Source organism: Phenylobacterium aquaticum, from assembly GCF_022695515.1.
Taxonomy (GTDB): Bacteria; Pseudomonadota; Alphaproteobacteria; order Caulobacterales; family Caulobacteraceae; genus Phenylobacterium; species Phenylobacterium aquaticum.
Genome location: NZ_JALDPT010000025.1, coordinates 63436 through 79964, shown reverse-complemented (window position 1 = coordinate 79964; position 16529 = coordinate 63436). Strand labels below are relative to the sequence as shown.

At 69.2% G+C, this 16529-nt stretch carries 15 protein-coding genes and 3 pseudogenes; 8 read left to right on the top strand and 10 right to left on the bottom strand.

Annotation, left to right across the window (positions count from 1 at the left end; translation table 11 throughout):
- Nucleotides 1-62: 62 nt before the first annotated feature.
- Nucleotides 63-1088: pseudogene (gene pdxR / locus MQH10_RS17715) on the top strand (MocR-like pyridoxine biosynthesis transcription factor PdxR); the annotation flags it as partial.
- Here pdxR and MQH10_RS17710 read toward each other — a convergent pair.
- Nucleotides 1085-1426: a winged helix-turn-helix transcriptional regulator gene (locus tag MQH10_RS17710; protein ID WP_242565332.1), complete on the bottom strand. Its 342-nt coding sequence runs from the start codon at nucleotides 1424-1426 to the stop codon at nucleotides 1085-1087. The pseudogene pdxR and the gene MQH10_RS17710 overlap by 4 nt on opposite strands.
- A gap of 55 nt (nucleotides 1427-1481) precedes the next feature.
- On the opposite strand from MQH10_RS17710, the gene MQH10_RS17705 reads away from it, so the two are divergent.
- The 3 genes from MQH10_RS17705 (at nucleotide 1482) to MQH10_RS17695 (ending at nucleotide 4080) form a co-directional block, all read left to right on the top strand.
- A complete protein-coding gene (locus tag MQH10_RS17705; RefSeq protein ID WP_242565331.1) occupies nucleotides 1482-2009 on the top strand; it encodes a carboxymuconolactone decarboxylase family protein in 528 nt (175 codons plus the stop codon).
- Between the two features lie 10 nt (nucleotides 2010-2019).
- On the top strand, nucleotides 2020-2919 hold the full coding sequence (gene rarD, locus MQH10_RS17700; protein WP_242565330.1) for an EamA family transporter RarD: 900 nt from the start codon (nucleotides 2020-2022) through the stop codon (nucleotides 2917-2919).
- Between the two features lie 66 nt (nucleotides 2920-2985).
- The gene (locus MQH10_RS17695; protein WP_242565329.1) at nucleotides 2986-4080 is read left to right on the top strand and encodes an MBL fold metallo-hydrolase; all 1095 of its coding nucleotides are present in this window, start codon (nucleotides 2986-2988) and stop codon (nucleotides 4078-4080) included.
- Between the two features lie 314 nt (nucleotides 4081-4394).
- Here MQH10_RS17695 and MQH10_RS17690 read toward each other — a convergent pair whose 3' ends face one another.
- From MQH10_RS17690 to MQH10_RS17675, 4 genes are all read right to left on the bottom strand, one after another.
- Nucleotides 4395-5519 carry a serine hydrolase domain-containing protein gene (locus MQH10_RS17690; RefSeq protein WP_242565328.1) on the bottom strand — a complete coding sequence of 375 codons (1125 nt, stop codon included), beginning with the start codon at nucleotides 5517-5519 and terminating at the stop codon, nucleotides 4395-4397.
- A gap of 11 nt (nucleotides 5520-5530) precedes the next feature.
- On the bottom strand, nucleotides 5531-6376 hold the full coding sequence (locus tag MQH10_RS17685; protein WP_242565327.1) for a PfkB family carbohydrate kinase: 846 nt from the start codon (nucleotides 6374-6376) through the stop codon (nucleotides 5531-5533).
- 152 nt (nucleotides 6377-6528) lie between these two features.
- Nucleotides 6529-7920 carry an adenosylhomocysteinase gene (gene ahcY / locus MQH10_RS17680; protein WP_242565326.1) on the bottom strand — a complete coding sequence of 464 codons (1392 nt, stop codon included), beginning with the start codon at nucleotides 7918-7920 and terminating at the stop codon, nucleotides 6529-6531.
- Nucleotides 7921-8036: 116 nt separating this feature from the next.
- Nucleotides 8037-9551: a CYTH and CHAD domain-containing protein gene (locus tag MQH10_RS17675; protein ID WP_242565325.1), complete on the bottom strand. Its 1515-nt coding sequence runs from the start codon at nucleotides 9549-9551 to the stop codon at nucleotides 8037-8039.
- A 137-nt stretch (nucleotides 9552-9688) separates the two neighbouring features.
- On the opposite strand from MQH10_RS17675, the gene bioB reads away from it, so the two are divergent.
- The 4 genes and pseudogenes from bioB to MQH10_RS17655 all read left to right on the top strand — a co-directional run bounded on the left by bioB (nucleotide 9689) and on the right by MQH10_RS17655 (nucleotide 12872).
- Complete coding sequence (gene bioB, locus MQH10_RS17670; protein ID WP_242565337.1) at nucleotides 9689-10651, top strand: biotin synthase BioB; 963 nt, start codon at nucleotides 9689-9691, stop codon at nucleotides 10649-10651.
- Between the two features lie 77 nt (nucleotides 10652-10728).
- Nucleotides 10729-11688: an ABC transporter ATP-binding protein gene (locus MQH10_RS17665; RefSeq protein ID WP_419720789.1), complete on the top strand. Its 960-nt coding sequence runs from the start codon at nucleotides 10729-10731 to the stop codon at nucleotides 11686-11688.
- Nucleotides 11685-12444 (top strand): annotated as a pseudogene (locus MQH10_RS17660) (ABC transporter permease). The gene MQH10_RS17665 and the pseudogene MQH10_RS17660 overlap by 4 nt, the downstream one beginning before the upstream one ends.
- A gap of 194 nt (nucleotides 12445-12638) precedes the next feature.
- Nucleotides 12639-12872 carry a GxxExxY protein gene (locus tag MQH10_RS17655; protein ID WP_242565323.1) on the top strand — a complete coding sequence of 78 codons (234 nt, stop codon included), beginning with the start codon at nucleotides 12639-12641 and terminating at the stop codon, nucleotides 12870-12872.
- A gap of 52 nt (nucleotides 12873-12924) precedes the next feature.
- Here MQH10_RS17655 and MQH10_RS17650 read toward each other — a convergent pair whose 3' ends face one another.
- The 5 genes and pseudogenes from MQH10_RS17650 to MQH10_RS17630 all read right to left on the bottom strand — a co-directional run bounded on the left by MQH10_RS17650 (nucleotide 12925) and on the right by MQH10_RS17630 (nucleotide 16384).
- Entirely contained in the window at nucleotides 12925-13233 is a 309-nt protein-coding gene (locus MQH10_RS17650) for an HPr family phosphocarrier protein (RefSeq protein ID WP_336605123.1), read from the bottom strand.
- Nucleotides 13193-13597, bottom strand: a complete 405-nt coding sequence (locus tag MQH10_RS17645) for a PTS sugar transporter subunit IIA (RefSeq protein ID WP_242565322.1) — start codon at nucleotides 13595-13597, stop codon at nucleotides 13193-13195. Before MQH10_RS17645 ends, MQH10_RS17650 begins: the two co-directional genes overlap by 41 nt.
- Nucleotides 13598-13607: 10 nt before the next feature.
- Entirely contained in the window at nucleotides 13608-14093 is a 486-nt protein-coding gene (locus tag MQH10_RS17640) for an HPr kinase/phosphorylase (RefSeq protein ID WP_242565321.1), read from the bottom strand.
- Nucleotides 14090-15705: pseudogene (locus MQH10_RS17635) on the bottom strand (stimulus-sensing domain-containing protein). The gene MQH10_RS17640 and the pseudogene MQH10_RS17635 overlap by 4 nt, the downstream one beginning before the upstream one ends.
- A complete protein-coding gene (locus MQH10_RS17630; RefSeq protein ID WP_242565320.1) occupies nucleotides 15674-16384 on the bottom strand; it encodes a response regulator transcription factor in 711 nt (236 codons plus the stop codon). Before MQH10_RS17630 ends, MQH10_RS17635 begins: the two are co-directional and overlap by 32 nt.
- Between the last annotated feature and the right edge of the window lie 145 nt (nucleotides 16385-16529).

Sequence of the window (16529 nt, the reverse complement as noted above, 5' to 3'; positions counted from 1 at the left end):
CGGGGCGCGGACCTTCAACACCGGCCGCACCCTGATCGGACGCCCGCGCCCAGGCCGCCTGGGGCCGGTCGGCCCGCCGCGCCCTGCGCGCCCTAGGGCCCGAGGACTTCGGCTATGCCGATCCGGCCGGCGACCCCGACCTGCGCGCCGCCATCGCCGCCTATCTGCGCGCCGCCCGCGGGGTGCGCTGCGAGGCCGACCAGATCCTCATCACCACCGGCGCCCAGCACGCCCAGGACATCATCGCCCGGGTGCTGCTGTCGCCCGGCGATCCGGTCTGGGTCGAGGACCCCGGCTATCCGGCGACCCTGCGCATCCTGGAGACCGTCGGCGCCCGCCTGGTCCCGGTCCCGGTCGATGAGGAGGGCCTGAACGTCGCCGAGGGCGTGCGCATGGCGTCGGACGCCCGCGCCGCCTTCGTCACCCCCTCGCACCAGTATCCGCTCGGCATGGCGCTCTCCATGGACCGGCGGCTGGAGCTCCTGGCCTGGGCGCGGGAAGCCGGAGCCTGGGTGGTGGAGGACGACTACGCCAGCGAGTTCCGCTACGCCGGCCCGCCGCTCACCGCCCTGCAGGGTCTCGATGGCGGCCAGCGGGTGATCTATGTCGGCACCCTCAACAAGGCGCTGTTTCCGGGCCTGAGGCTGGGCTACCTGGTCGCGCCCCGCGCCCTGGTCGGCCCCTTGAGCCAGGCCCGCCGGATGATGGACCGCCAGGCGCCGACCCTGACCCAGGCCATCGTGCTGGACTTCATGGCCGAGGGCGAATTCGCCGCCCATATCCGGCGGCGCCGGGTGGCCTATGGCGCCCAGCGCGACGCGCTCGCCCGCGCGCTCGAGGCGCGGCTGGGCCATGTGCTGGAGATCGCCTCCCCCGATCAGGGCCTGCACCTGATCGCCTATCTGAAGGGCGGCCGCTGCGACCTCGAAGCCGAAGCCCGGGCCGACGCGCACCATGTCACCGCCCAGGCGATCAGCCGCCTCTATCGCGGGCGGGAGCCCAGGTCCGGCCTGCTGCTCGGCTTCTCCGGCTATCCGGTGCGCGCCATGGCGCCCGGCGTCGCGCGCCTGGCCCGGGCGCTCGCCTAGGAGTCCGTCGGGGGATAGGCCCGGGCCCAGTCCTCCGACCACAGGACCAGGGGCTCCAGGGCGGCCAGCAGATCGCGGCCCAGGGGCGTCAGGCCATAGGCGCCCTCGGTGGCCATCAGGCCGGCGGCCTTCAGCTCCTTGAGCCGGGCGTTGAGCGTGCCGGGCGGCAGCTCGGCCGCGGCGGCCAGGGCCCGGAAGGTCAAGGGCGCCTCCCCCCTCAGCTCCCACAGGATGCGCAGCAGGCCGCGGCGGCCGAACAGGTCGAGCGCGGCCATGATCGGCCGGCCGGTCGAGGAGCCGCGAACAGGGCGGCCGGGCGCAGGCGCTACAATTTTCATAGCAATAACGACTCTCTGATGCTACAAACTTGATAGCACATCAACGGAGCCTGTCATGCACAGCCGCATCGCCCCCGCCGAGACGCCCTGGTCGCCCGTGGTCGACAAACGCCTGAAGATCCTGCCGCCCCTGCTGCTGTTCCGGGTGCTGGCCCGCGACGACCGGCTGTTCGCCCGGTTCATGGACGGGGGCCTGCTGGACAGGGGCCATCTGACCCTGCGCGAGCGGGAGCTGGCGATCCTGACGGTCTGCGCCCGCAACGGCTCGGATTATGAGTGGGGCGTCCATGTGGATCTGCTGGCTGAAGCCGCCGGCTTCACCCCGGCCGAGGTCGCCGCGACCGCAAGGGCCGGCGCCGACTGGACCGGCCGCGACGCCCTAATCGTCCGGCTCTGCGACGCCCTGCAGTCCAGCTGCGAGCTTGAGGACGATTTCTGGACCGAGCTTCGGGCCGGATTCAGCGAAATGGCCTTGCTCGAACTTCTCCTGGTCATAGGTAAGTACCGACAGGTCTGCATTCTCACCAACGCGCTCCGGCTGGAGTGCGAGGCGGGGACGCCCCGCCTTCCATCCGCCGGATAAGGATCTCCGCTTGGCCCAGGACGCGCCCGACCAGAGGACCGCGCTCGCCGCCGGGGTGGTCTGCTATCTGATCTGGGGGTTCGTGCCCCTCGCCTTCCAGGCCATGGGCCATCTGGGGGTCGGCGCCTGGGAGATCCTCAGCCACCGCACCCTGTGGGGCACGCCGACGGCGCTGGCCTTCGTGCTGCTGGCCGGACAGGGCCGCCAGGTGATGGCGGTGTTCTCCAATCCCCGGCTGCTGGGCGGCCTGACCCTGTCGGCGGCGCTCATCGCCACCAACTGGATCATCTTCATCTGGGCGGTGAATTCCGGTCGGGTGCTGGAATCCAGCCTCGGCTACTACATCACCCCCCTGCTCAACATGGCGGCGGGCGTGGCGATCTTTCGCGAGCGGCTGGACCGGATCGGCTTGGTCGCCATCGGCCTGGCGGGCCTGGGGGTGGTGATCCAGGCCTTCGCGCTGGGCCACCTGCCCTGGGTGTCCCTGGCGCTCGCCTTCTCCTTCGGCGCCTATGGGGTGGTCCGCAAGCTGGTCAGCGCCGACGCCCAGACCGGCCTGTTCATCGAGTGCCTGCTGCTGGCGGGGCCGGGCGTGGTCTATCTGATCTGGCTGCAGCGCCAGGGCCTCAGCCACTTCACCGCGACCCCGGCCACCACCGCCTGGCTGATCGCCGCAGGGCCGATCACCGCCGTGCCGCTGGTGCTGTTCTCCTGGGCCGCGCGGCGCATTCCCCTGTCGGTCATGGGCTTCCTGCAGTTCATCGGCCCGACCATCGCCTTCGCCATCGGCCGCGCCGAGGGGGAGGCCTTCTCCACGCTGCGCGCCCTGTCCTTCGTGTTCATCTGGGGCGGGGCGGCGGTGTTCACCTATGGCGCCTGGCGGCGCGCCCGCAGCCTCGTTCCCGCATGACCAAGCCTTAACTAGGGCGCGCGCCGATCCGGGCCTAGCCTGCGCGACAGGCTGAGGGAGACGGTTATGGCGAGACCCTGGGCGATGCTGGGCGCGATCCTGGCCTTGGGAAGTCCTCTGGCCGCCGCGGCCCAGGCGCCGGCCCCGCTCCCGGCCGACGTCTTCGCCCGCCAGACGGTCGCGGTCACCGACCGCGTCCACCTGATCTACAAGCCCGCCGTGACCGACCCGCCCTTCGAGGGCAATGTGGTGGTCATCGAGCAGAGCCAGGGCCTGGTCGTGGTGGACGCCGGCGGCGCGCCGGTCTCCGGCCGCAATGTGGTGGCGGAAATCCGCAGGATATCCGCCAAGCCCGTCCGTTGGCTGATCTACACCCACTATCACGGCGACCATAACCTCGGCGCCGGGGCCTTCCGCGCCGCCTGGCCGAAGGTGCGCATTCTGTCGACCGCCGCGACCCGGGCCAATATGACCGGCCCGCCGATGGACTATGTGAAGACCTACGCGAGGTCCTATGGCGACATGGCCGCCTATGCGGCCACCCAGGCCAAGGACGAGCATCTGCCCCAGGGCTTACGCGACGGCTGGGCGCGGACCGCGGCGGCGGGGCCCGGCATGGTCGCCGGCTACAGCGACATGCGCGTCTATCCCGCCGACCAGACCTTCACCGACCGCGTCTCGATTCCCGACCGCGCGGCGCCGGTGGAGGTGATGTTCCTGGGCCGCGGCAACACCGACGGCGACGCCGTGGTCTGGGCGCCGAAGCAGAAGGTGCTGGCCAGCGGCGACCTGGTGGTCGCCCCGATCCCCTACGCCGCCCACACCTATCCCGGCGAATGGGTCGACACCCTGAAGCGGCTGGAGGCGATCGACTTCGCCTATCTGGTCCCCGGCCACGGGCCGGTGGAGACCGACCGGACCTATGTCGACAAGCTGATCGCCGCGCTCGGCGACGTCCGCGCCCAGGTCGGACCTTTGGCCAAGGCCGACGTCCCCCTCGACGAAGTACGCAAGCGCATCGACCTCAAGCCCCTGCGCCGCGCCTTCGCCGGCGACGACCCCTGGCTCGGCTTCCTGTTCGGGGCGGTGTTCTCAGGCGACCTGGTGTCCAACGCCTATAAGGAGGCCCGCGGCGAGGCGGTGATCCAGGGCAAGGGCTAGGTCTGATCGACATTCAGACCGCTGCGTCCGCAAGGCCGCGGATATTCCGGAACGCGACGGCGGCTGAACCGCCGCCAACTGAACCACAAAGGTCACAAAGGGCGCGAAGATCACGAAGATGATCCGCCCTCCGGCGCGAAGCGCCATTTCGAGGGATTAAGAGCGCCTCTCCAGCCTGGTTCCCTTTGTGTCCTTCGCGCCCTTTGTGCCCTTTGTGGTTCAAATAGGGGCGTTCCGCTGCATGGGAACAGATCGGATGGGCGCCCACGCGGGCGGCCGAAGGCGAATGTCGATCAGCCTAAAGCATTTCTGCTTTAGAGCGCCGCGTAGACCGCCTCGACCAGCCGGCCGGGCCGGGGGTCGCCCAGCAGGTCGGCGGACTGCCTGTTCATCACATAGGCCCCGGCCAGGCGACGGTCCGGATCGGCGAAGCAGCAGGAGCCGCCCCAGCCGGAATGGCCGAAGGTCCCCTCGCCGGGCCCCCAGACCTTGACCGGGGCGTTGCGCATGAAGCCCGCGCCCCAGCTCATCTCGAAGGGCAGGACCAGGTCCTGGCCGCGGATACGCTCGCGCGCCGCCTCGGCGATCAGCGGCGGCGACAGCACCATTTCCCCGTCCAGCCAGCCCTGATTGGCGAGCGACCCCATCAGCCGGGCGAGCGCCGGGGCGGTGGCGTGGCCGTTGGCCGACGGGATCTCGATCCTGCGCCACTCCGCCTGGCCGCGGCCGGCCGGCGAGGCCCAGGGGGTCAGGAAGGCGGCCTTGGTGGCGGCGTTGTGATCGCCGAACTTGGCCAGGCTGGTCGGCCGCTGCAGCTCGGCGACCCGGTCATGCTCGGCGTCCGGCAGGCCGATCCACAAGTCCAGATCCAGGGGCCCGGCCAGGTCCTCGCGAAGTGCGGTCCCCATGGTCCGTCCATCGACGCGGCGGAAGATCTCGCCGGCCAGATAGCCGAAGGTGATGGGGTGATAGCCCGAGGCGGTTCCCGGCGGCCACAGGGGCGCCATGGCCGCCAGCCTGGCGCAGATCGCGTCCCAGTCGAACCACAGGGCCGGGTCCATCTGGTCGGGAAAGCCGGAGAGCCCGGCCTGATGACTCATCACCTGCTCGACGGTGATCTGGCCCTTGCCGGCCTGGGCGAAGTCCGGCCAGAGGTCGGCGACGGCCTGGCCGTAGTCGAGCTTTCCGGCGTCGGCCAGGCGCGCGATCATCAGGGCGGCGACCGCCTTGGTGGTCGAGAAGACCGGGGTCAGGGTGGTCTCGTCGAAGGCCCGGGTGCGGGCCCGGTCGGCGAACCCGGCCCACAGGTCGATGACCAGTTCGCCGGCCTCGACCAGGGCGAAGCGCGCGCCAAGCTCTGCGCCGGCCTCGAAATTGGCGGCGAAGGCCGCGCGGACGCCGGCGAAGCGGTCGGGACAGAGGCCGGAGATCTCGACCATCCGAAAGGCTCCTAGGCCAGGCGTTCCATGCGCACCGTGGGCGAAGTGGCCTTGAGCCGCTGGGCCATGCCGACGATCGGCAGTTCCGGCGAGCCGAAGGTCTGGGCGGCCATGATGGTCTCGGCCACGCCGCTGACGGCGCGGGCCAGCGCATAGGAGATGGTGAGCCCGTCGATCAGGGCCGCGCCATACAGGGCGGTGAGCAGGTCGCCGGTGCCCTTGGGCGCGGAATCGGCGCGCGGGTGGGCGGCCAGCCAGGCCTCCTTCTTGTCGGCATAGACCACGCCGATCTCGGCGCCGCGTACGACGGAGGACACCAGCACCGGCTTGCCCAGCAGGCGGGCGGCGTGCAGCGCCTGGGTCGGGTCGCGGGCCTCGGCCCCGGTCATGCGCTGCAGCTCCCAGGTGTTGGGCGCGACGATGTCGGCGCGGGGGACCAGGTCATTGATCACCGCCTCGGCCACGTCGGCGGGCACATAGAGCCCCTTGCCGGCGTCGCCAATGGTCGGGTCGACGATGATGACGGGCTTGCGGGCCTCGCGGTCGCGCGGCGCGCCGCGGACGGCGTCGATGGCGCGGGCGGCGGCGCGGACCTGGGCGGCGGAGGCGAAATAGCCGGTCAGCACCAGGTCGGTCTGGCCGAACAGGCCGTTGGCCTGGATGCCGTCGAGCATGCCCTCAAGCGCCTCGACCGGCACGGCGGCCCCGCCCGGGGCGCCCCAGCCGGGATGGCGGCCATAGAGCACGGTCGGCGCGACCATGCAGTCGATGCGGAACGGGGCCAGGGCGAGGGCCTGGGCGCTGCCGCCAACGCGGCTGGCGGCGACATGACTGGACAGGATGAGCGCGAGCGGCATGGCCCGGTTGCTTAGCGGACGGCGCAGCGGCCGTCATCCCCAGTCTGGGCTTTGAACAAAACAGCGTTCATTCGGGGGGAAAGAAAGCGGGCGACCTGAGCGTGAGCCGGACTGGAACAGCCCCGCTCAGGTCCCCGGAGGGGTCTAAAGACCTAGTAGCGGTAGTGCCCAGGCTTGAACGGACCTGCCTGCGGCACACCGATATACTCGGCCTGGTCCTTGCTGAGCTGGGTGAGCTTGGCCCCCAGCTTTTCAAGGTGAAGCATGGCCACCTTCTCATCCAAATGTTTAGGCAAGGTGTAGACGCCGATGTCGTAGGCGCCGCCATTGGTCCACAGCTCGATCTGGGCGAGCGTCTGGTTGGTGAAGGACGCGCTCATCACGAAGCTGGGGTGGCCGGTGGCGTTGCCCAGGTTCACCAGGCGGCCTTCGGAGAGCAGGATAATCTTCTTGCCGTCCGGGAATTCGACGTGGTGGACCTGATCCTTGATCTTGTCCCACTTGAAGTTCCGCAGGCCGGCGACCTGAATTTCGCTGTCGAAGTGGCCGATATTGGCGACGATGGCGTTGTTCTTCATCCGACGCATGTGGTCGACGGTCAGAACGTCCTTGTTGCCGGTGGCGGTGACGAAGATGTCGGCCTTGTCGGCGACATCTTCCATGGTCTGGACCTCGAAGCCCTCCATGGCCGCCTGCAGGGCGCAGATCGGGTCGATCTCGGTGACCACGACGCGGGCGCCGCCGTTGCGCAGGGACTGGGCCGAGCCCTTGCCCACATCGCCATAGCCGAGCACGACCGCGACCTTGCCCGACAGCATCACGTCGGTGCCGCGGCGGATGGCGTCGACCAGGCTCTCACGGCAGCCATAGAGGTTGTCGAACTTGGACTTGGTGACGCTGTCATTGACGTTGATGGCGGCGAAGGGCAGCTCGCCGCGCTCATGCATCTGATAGAGGCGGTGGACGCCCGTGGTGGTCTCTTCCGAGACGCCCTTGATGGCCGCGCGGATCGCCGAATAGAAGCCGGGCTTCTCCTTCAGATAGCGCTTCATCACCGCGAACAGGGCTTCTTCTTCCTCGTTCTGCGGATTGTCGAGGACCGACGGATCCTTCTCGGCCTTGGGGCCCAGCACGCAGAGCAGGGTGGCGTCGCCGCCGTCGTCGAGGATCAGGTTCGGATAGCCGCCGTCCGACCATTCGAAGATCCGGTGGGCGTAGTCCCAGTACTCGGTCAGGGTCTCGCCCTTGATGGCGAAGACCGGGGTGCCGGCGGCGGCGATGGCCGCGGCGGCGTGGTCCTGGGTCGAGAAGATGTTGCACGAAGCCCAGCGGACATCCGCGCCCAGCGCTTCGAGCGTCTGGATCAGCACGGCGGTCTGGATGGTCATGTGCAGGGAGCCGGCGATGCGCGCGCCCTTCAAGGGCTGGCTCGGGCCGAATTCCGCGCGGACCGCCATCAGGCCGGGCATCTCGGTCTCGGCGATGGCGATTTCCTTGCGACCGAAATCGGCGAGGGAGATGTCTTTGACGACGTAGTCGGTCATGGGGGGTCCTTGCGCGCAGGATAGGGGCTTTTTCGCTCTATAGCGGCCACCGCCCAGCCTCGCAACAAACATATAAAGAGTTCTTTATATGCCTAGCGAAGGATGAATTCCGCGCCTCAGCGCCAGAACCGGTCCGCGTCGCACAGCCGGTCCAGCGACCGGGCCGCCCGCTTCAGGCCGCGGTCGGCGTCCCGAGACCGGCGCGTCACGATCCGCTCCGCCGCTTCCCGTCCCGCCACGTCCAGGCGCAGGCCCCCCACCAGCCGCGCGGCCACGGCGGCGTCGTTCAGCGCGCCCAGATCGTCCTGCAGCCGCTTGATGCGGCCCACCATCCGCGCCGCCGGCCGGGCCGCGAACAGGGGGGCGAAGGCCTCGGCGGCGTAGCGCAGGTTCTTGGCCTTGATGCGCAGCTTGTGGCGGCCCTCGGCGTCGAGCTTGCCGAAGTCCTTGGCCAGGCGGCGCCAGGCTTTCCAGCGTTCGCGCAGGGCGGCGCGGGCGAAGGCGCGGGCGCCCACCTCGCGGCGGCGGCGCGCCTTGCCGTCCGGATCTGTGAGCCAGGCGGCGGTCTCCACCCAGGCCGCGGCGGCCAGCACCAGGTCGCGGAACCGGCCGGAGGCGAGCGCCGCGCCGGCCTTGGCGTAGGCCTTGGCCCGGGCCTTGGCGACCGCCTCGGTCAGCAGGGCGGCGTCGGCGGCGGCCTTGCCCTTCAGGTCCTTCAGACTGCGGGCGAAGACGTCGAGATCGCGGGCCTCGCCGCAGGTCCCGGCCAGCCACTTCAGCTCGCTGCGGATCTTCGGCGCCTCGGCGTCGCCGACCAGGGCGGCGCAGGTGGCGATGGCGCTGCGCAGGCGGCGCACGGCGACGCGCAGCTGGTGCAGGGCGGCCTCGTCTGCGGTCTCGCGCACCAGGGCGGCGTTGGAGGCGATCAGGCCAAGCGTCGTGCGGGCTATGGCCTGGAAGGCGGCGGCGGCGGTCAGGTCGCCGGTCAGACGCACGCGGGTCTGGCTCCGCGGAACCAGCTCCGTCCCGTCCCCCAGCATCTGGCCCTGGGCCGCCTTGCCCTCATAGGAGAGATAGAGCGGCGCGGTGCGGGCGAGCTGGCGGGCCAGAGCGAACAGCTCCGACGGCGAGCCGGCCTTCAGCTCCAGCTCAAGCTCGCAGATCTCGCGGCGGCGGTCGCCGGCGGTGATGGTCCCCAGGTCGGCGGCGATCTCGATCATCGCCTCGCCGTGGGCCACGGTGCGCTGGCGGCGATCGACGGCGACGCTGAAGGCCGGCGCCAGGGCCTTTCGGCGGGCGGCGGGCAGCGCCTTCTTCAGGGCCGGCATGGTGAGATCCAGCCGATCGTCGCCGACCTTCTGCTCATATTCCTCGCGGCCGAACCCCTCGCCGCGCTTCAGGGTCTGGACCCGCTTGCCGCCGCTTTCGCGGACCCTCAGCGAGATATGCTCGCGGCGCAGACGGCCGTCGGGGGTGTCGAAATAGATGGCCCGCAGCGCCTTGGCCTCGGTGGCGCCCGCCGGCGCGGCCTCCAGCAGAGCCTCCAGGTCGCGGGGCTCGCACAGGAACTTCAGCTCGATCTCTTGATCTTCGGTCGCCAGACGAGCCTCCCGAGGCTTGGGGTGTCGCAACGCTTCCTAGCATCCCCGGCGCGACGACGCATGACCCACGTCAAGGGTGATGATTGCCTGCCGTAGCGCGGCCAGTGTAGTCGGACCCACCCCAAAGTGAGGAGTCCCCCGTGAACGCCCCGATCTCCAACGCCCAGATCCGCCCGCAGGTTCAGCCGCGCCATGACTGGACCCTCGAGGAGATCGAGGCCCTGTTCGAGCGGCCCTTCACCGAGCTGGTGTTCGCCGCCGCCGAGGTCCACCGCGCCTGGTTCGACCCCACCGAGGTCCAGCTGTCGCAGCTGTTGTCGGTGAAGACCGGCGGCTGTCCGGAGAACTGCGGCTATTGCAGCCAGTCCCAGCATTTCAAGACCTCGACCGTCGCCTCCAAGCTGATGGCGGCCCAGGCCGTGATCGACGCCGCCGCCGAGGCCAAGGCCGGCGGGGCGCAGCGCTTCTGCATGGGCGCGGCCTGGCGCGACCTGAAGGACCGCGACCTGCCCCGCGTCGCCGCCATGATCTCGGGCGTGAAGGCGCTCGGGCTGGAGACCTGCGCCACGCTCGGCATGCTGACCGCCGACCAGGCCCAGGCGCTCAAGGCCGCGGGGCTCGACTACTACAACCACAACCTCGACACCGGGCCGGACTATTACGACAAGGTGGTCACCACCCGGACCTATCAGGACCGGCTCGATACGCTTTCCGCCGTGCGCGACGCCGGCATCTCCACCTGCTGCGGCGGCATTGTCGGCATGGGCGAGACCCGCCGCGACCGCGCCGGCCTGCTGCATGCGCTGGCCACCCTGCCGGCCCATCCCGACAGCCTGCCGATCAACGACCTGATGCCGATCCCCGGCACGCCGCTGGGCGAGTCCGAGGCGGTGGACGGGCTGGAGTTCGTGCGCATGATCGCCGTCGCCCGCATCGTCTGCCCCAAGGCCGTGGTCCGGCTCTCGGCCGGGCGCGAGCACATGTCCAGGGAGCTCCAGGCCCTGTGCTTCCTGGCCGGCGCCAATTCCATGTTCGTCGGCGGCAAGCTGCTCACCACCGCCAACCCGGACAAGGATACCGACGCCGCCCTGATGGCCGATCTCGGCCTGCGCCCCATGACCATGGCCTGACAAAAAGCGCGGGCGCTGTCGGGGCGGCGCCCGCCAATTCGTCCTGCGGGCTAGCCTGATCCGGCGCCCCGCCCTATCTGGCGGGGACGCCTAACGCCCCGGGAGCCCCTGTGACGCCGATCATATCCGTAAAGGGTCTCACCAAGACCTATGCCGGAGGGTTCCAGGCCCTCAAGACCGTGGACCTGGAGATCCGCAAGGGCGAGATCTTCGCCCTGCTCGGCCCCAACGGGGCGGGCAAGACCACCCTGATCAGCATCATCTGCGGCATCGTCAATCCGTCGACCGGCACGGTCACGGCCGACGGCCACGACATCATCAAGGACTACCGCGCCGCGCGGAACGCCATCGGCCTGGTCCCGCAGGAGCTGGCGACCGACGCCTTCGAGACCGTCTGGGCCACCGTCCGCTTCAGCCGCGGCCTGTTCGGCAAGCCCCCGAACCCGGCCTATCTGGAGAAGGTGCTGCGCGACCTGTCCCTGTGGGACAAGAAGGACGAGAAGATCATGGCCCTGTCCGGCGGCATGAAGCGCCGGGTGATGATCGCCAAGGCGCTCAGCCACGAGCCGCGCATCCTGTTCCTCGACGAGCCCACCGCCGGCGTCGATGTCGAGCTGCGCCGCGACATGTGGGAGATGGTCCGGTCCCTTCGCGAAAACGGCGTCACCATCATCCTGACCACCCACTATATCGAGGAGGCCGAGGAGATGGCCGACCGGATCGGGGTGATCCGCCGGGGCGAGATCATCCTGGTCGAGGACAAGGACGTGCTCATGCGCAAGCTGGGCAAGAAGCAGCTGACCCTGCACCTGCAGGCCCCGCTGACCGCCCTGCCCGCCGATCTCGCCGACGAGGCGCTCGAGCTCTCCGCCGACGGGAGCGAGCTCGTCTACACCTTCGACGTCCAGGCCGAGGAGACCGGCATCGCCGCCCTGCTGCGCCGCCTGGGCGACAAGGGCATCGACTTCAAGGACCTGCGCACCTCCGAAAGCTCGCTCGAGGAGATCTTCGTCAGCCTGGTGAGCACCCGGACATGAACCTCTACGCCATCCAGTCCATCTATCGCTTCGAGCTGGAGCGCACCTGGCGGACCATCCTGCAGTCGATCGCCTCGCCGGTGATCTCCACCTCGCTCTATTTCGTGGTGTTCGGCTCGGCCATCGGCGGGCGCATGGCCCAGGTCGACGGGGTCTCCTACGGGGCCTTCATCGTGCCCGGCCTGATCATGCTGTCGATCCTAACCGAGAGCATCTCCAACGCCAGCTTCGGCATCTACATGCCCAAATGGTCCGGCACGATCTACGAGGTTCTGTCCGCGCCGGTGTCGCCGCTGGAGATCGTCATCGGCTATGTGGGCGCGCGCGACCAAGTCGGTGATTCTGGGGACCATCATCCTGGCCACGGCGCGGATCTTCGTGCCGTTCTCGATCGTCCACCCGGTCTGGATGATCAGCTTCCTGGTCCTGACCTCGGTCACCTTCTCCCTGTTCGGCTTCATCATCGGGGTGTGGGCCGACGGCTGGGAGAAGATGCAGATCGTGCCGATGATGATCGTCACCCCCCTGACCTTCTTAGGCGGCAGCTTCTATTCGATCAGCATGCTGCCGCCGATCTGGCGCCACATCACCCTGTTCAACCCGGTGGTCTATCTGGTGTCCGGCTTCCGCTGGAGCTTCTACGGCATCTCCGACGTCGGCGTCGGGATCAGCCTGGCCATGACCGTGGTCTTCATGCTGGCCTGCCTGGCCGGCATAACCTGGATCTTCAAGACGGGATACCGGCTGAAGGTCTGACCCTGACTCCGCCCTGCCGACGCGCCGGCAGGCGCGTCCTCGCCCCGCTTGCGGGGAGAGGTAAGGTGAGGGGAACGGCGTGAGGGCCGCGCAATGGGGCGAGTCAAAAACCCTCCCCTGCGCTGCGGGCCCCTCACCCAACCCTCTCCCCGCAAGCGGGGCGAGGGCAAGCTCGCCGCTGGAGTGTCTATGGGGTGGCGGCGAAGCCCCTTGCGCTGAGCTACAAGGGAACACCCCTGCGCCAGACCTACGTCCCAGACTTCGTCTGCTTCGACAGGGTCATCGTGGAATTGAAGGCGCTTCGCGAGACCGCGCCCGAGCATCGGGCGCAAGTTCTCAACTACCTCAAGGCCACCGGCTTGAAGCTGGGCTTGCTCGTCAATTTCGGATGCATGCCCAAGGCCCGGATCGAACGGATCGCGCTCTGAGCCCAATGTTCGTGTGGTTCGTGGACCAATCTTCAATCCACGGCCCGACCGCCTACTCTTCCTCGTCGAACCGCGCGCTGACCAGGGCGGTGAGGGCTTCGACGGCGGGTTGGGCTTCGGCGCCGTCGGCTTCGATGTCGATGCAGCAGCCGGGCCCCGCGGCCAGCATCATCAGGCCCATGATCGAGCGGGCGTCCACCGTCTGACCGTCCTTGGACACCTTCACTTCGGCGTCAAAGGTCGAGGCCAGCTTGACGAACTTGGCCGAGGCCCGCGCGTGCAGGCCCCTCTTATTGATGATTTCGACGTTCTGGCGCGCGTCACTTTTCCCCCGCGAGGACGTAGGACGCCACGGAAATATACTTGCGTCCAGCCTCCTGCGCGTGTGCGACACAATCTTCCAGCGGAAGCTTGGCGCGGACGCTGGCCAGCTTGATCAGCATCGGCAGGTTCAGGCCGGCGATCACCTCGGCCTTGGTCTGCTCCATGACGGAGATGGCGAGGTTCGAGGGCGTGCCCCCGAACATGTCGGTCAGCAGGATCACCCCGCCGCCCGAATCGACGCGCTCGCAGGCCGCCAGGATGTCCTTGCGGCGGCGCTCCATGTCGTCTTCCGGCCCGATGCAGATGGCGGCCACCGCGGTCTGCGGGCCGACCACATGCTCCATGGCGAAGACGAACTCCTCGGCCAGGCGCCCGTGTGTGACGATCACGAGGCCGATCATTTGAACTGTCTCAACGGGAATCCCCACCCGGCCGCGGCAGCGGGACAGCCGCGCGGCCGTCTTGATACGCCCCTTCCGCCCAGGCTCCAAGATGCTGCAATGCACGAGCAAGCTTCGCAGGCGCAGAAGACTCAAGCGGCGAGAGAACGATCAGCGGCACGCTCAACCCCAAATGCGTCTTCCAGGCCGGCTCGGGCAGGCGCTCCGGCGTTCCCAGCTCCACCGACAGGCCGATGCGGCAGAAGGGAAGACCGGGTTCGGTCACCACGTCCAGACCCCGCACCTCCATCTTGCCCGCCAGGCTGTCGGGCGCCCGGCCATAGAGCGCGCCGGCGCTCGCCCAGAGAATCACCCGGTCGTCGGCGACGAGACGAAAGCCGTGGTCCAGGGCCCGCAGCGCCAGGTCGCTCTTGCCCGCGCCGGACGGGCCCTCGATCAGCACCCCGCGCCAGCCGCCGGGACCGAAGGCGGCGATCAGGCCGGCGTGCAGGATCACCGGCGGGCCTCGGGCAGGGTCACCAGGAAGCGGGCGCCCAGCACGGCGCCTTGCGCGTCCTGCCGGTTCTCGGCCCGGATGGTCCCGCCATGGGCGGCGACGATCTGGCGGGCGATGGACAGGCCCAGGCCCGAATTGCCGCCGAACGCCGTCCCCTTGGGCCGCGAGGTGTAGAAGCGCTCGAACACGGTCTCCAGATTGTCGGGCGGCAGGCCGGGGCCGTCGTCCTCCACCACCGCCACGGCGTCGCCGCGCTGGCGTTCCAGGCCGACCCGCACCTCGCCGCCGGGCGGACTGAAGGAGCGCGCATTGTCGATCAGGTTGCGGAACACCTGGGCGATCGGGCCCTCGCGGCCCGAGACCATGATCGGCTCCAGCAGGTCCGGCGCCGCATAGCGGACCGTATAGGCGATCGAGGGTTCGCCGGGCTTGGCCTGGTGGTTGTAGGTCTGGGTGACCTCGGTCAGCAGCCGGCCCAGATCAAAGGCGCGGGGATCCTCCCGCGACAGCTCGGCGTCGAGCCGCGAGGCGTTGGAGATGTCGGTCACCAGCCGGTCGAGGCGCTGGACATCGTTCTTCAGGATGCCGAGCAGCCGCTCGCGGGCGACCGGATCGCTGACCAGGTCCAGGGTCTCCACCGCCGAGCGCATGGAGGTGAGCGGGTTCTTGATCTCGTGGGCGACGTCGGCGGCGAAGCGCTCGATGGCGTCCATGCGTTCGGACAGGGCGCTGGTCATGGCCTCCAGCGAGCGGGTCAGGTCGCCCAGTTCGTCCTGGCGGCCGGCGATGTCGGGCAGGGTGATGGCCGGGCCCGGGACAGGCGCACGCGGTCGGCGGCGCGGGCCAGGCGGCGCACCGGATTGGCGATCAGATTGTTGAGCAGCAGGGACGAGGCGAGCGTCACCCCGATCGACAACAGGATGAAGGGCAGAAGCGCGGCGCGCTGGCGGGCGACGATCTCGTCGACGTCGCTGGCCTCCAGGGTCAGCACCCCCAGCACCGCCTGGACGTGCTGGATGGGGATCGAGACCGACACCACCCGCTCGCCGTCGTCGCCCACCCGCATGCCGGCCCAGTGCTTGCCGTTCATGGCCTCGGCCACCTCGTGGGCCAGGGCCTGCTTGGCGCCCGGCGGCGGGCCGGGGGGCGGCTTGGGGGTCTGGAACTGCATGGTGACCCCGCCCGCGCCCTGGTCGCGGGGCCGGGCCGGCGGCAGCACCTTCCACTCCACCCGGTCGGCGACCCAGTAGGAATCGGCGATCAGCTTGCCGTGGGCGTCGAACAGCCGCGCCCGCTGGGTGCGGGGATTGGAGAGCAGCTGCAGGATCTGGCTGGCGTAGCCCGGATCGAGCGCGGGCGCAGGTTCGCCCACGGTCGCCGCCTGGTCGATGATCGTCGCGATCAGCTCGCCCTGGGTGGTCAGGCTGTCGATCCGCGCATTGACCAGGCCGCGCCGCAGTTCGTTCAACACCAGGGCGCCGACGATCAGGATCGCCAGCCCCAGCATGTTGAGCACGATGATCAGCCTGCCGATGCGCGAGCTGGGCAGCCACCTTCGCCAGGCGGGACCCGCGCCGGGGTCAGGATTCGCGGTATCTGTATCCGACGCCATAAAGGGTTTCGATCGCGTCGAACTCGGGGTCCACCTCGCGGAACTTCTTCCGCATGCGCTTGATATGGCTGTCGATCGTGCGGTCGTCGACATAGACCTGATCGTCGTAGGCGGCGTCCATCAGGTTGTCGCGGCTCTTCACGAAGCCGGGGCGCTGGGCCAGAGACTGCAGCAGCAGGAACTCGGTGACGGTCAGCTTCACTGGCTTGCCGTCCCACAGGCAGTCGTGGCGGGCGGGATCGAGGGTCAGCTTGCCGCGCTTCAGGGCGCGGGCCGCGGCGTCGGCGGCGGCCGTGGGAACCAGCTCCTCGCCGTCCGCGCCGGCCCGGCGCAGCACCGCCTTCACCCGCTCCAGCAGCAGGCGCTGGCTGAAGGGCTTGTGCATGTAGTCGTCGGCGCCGAGGTTGAAGCCCAGGATCTCGTCGATCTCCTCGTCCTTGGACGTCAGGATGATCACCGGCAGGTCCGAGGTCCGCCGCAGACGGCGCAGGACTTCCATGCCGTCCATGCGCGGCATCTTCACATCGAGGATGGCGAGGTCCGGCGGATCGTTCTCAAGCGCCGCCAGGCCGGTCGCGCCGTCGAAATAGGCCTTGACCGTATGGCCGTGGCTCTCGAGGGCGAGGCTGACCGACGTGACGATGTTCTCGTCGTCGTCCACCAGGGTGATCTTGGCCATGTCTGAGTGTCGGGTCCTTCGCGGGAATGTCGTCTTGAGGTGTTCGCAGGCTAATCGGACTGCACCATGGCCTCAATGGGGCGACCTTGGCGCAGATCTTTCAAAATGAAATGGCGCCGGACGCAAAATTTTCGCGCGTCGAGCG

Coding starts and splice junctions, on each gene's coding strand:
- MQH10_RS17645 (WP_242565322.1), bottom strand. CDS start 13,597: ATGATCGGCCTCGTGATCGTCACACACGGGCGCCTGGCCGAGGAGTTC.
- MQH10_RS17695 (WP_242565329.1), top strand. CDS start 2,986: ATGGCGAGACCCTGGGCGATGCTGGGCGCGATCCTGGCCTTGGGAAGT.
- ahcY (WP_242565326.1), bottom strand. CDS start 7,920: ATGACCGACTACGTCGTCAAAGACATCTCCCTCGCCGATTTCGGTCGC.
- MQH10_RS17690 (WP_242565328.1), bottom strand. CDS start 5,519: ATGGTCGAGATCTCCGGCCTCTGTCCCGACCGCTTCGCCGGCGTCCGC.
- MQH10_RS17630 (WP_242565320.1), bottom strand. CDS start 16,384: ATGGCCAAGATCACCCTGGTGGACGACGACGAGAACATCGTCACGTCG.
- MQH10_RS17705 (WP_242565331.1), top strand. CDS start 1,482: ATGCACAGCCGCATCGCCCCCGCCGAGACGCCCTGGTCGCCCGTGGTC.
- MQH10_RS17685 (WP_242565327.1), bottom strand. CDS start 6,376: ATGCCGCTCGCGCTCATCCTGTCCAGTCATGTCGCCGCCAGCCGCGTT.
- MQH10_RS17710 (WP_242565332.1), bottom strand. CDS start 1,426: ATGAAAATTGTAGCGCCTGCGCCCGGCCGCCCTGTTCGCGGCTCCTCG.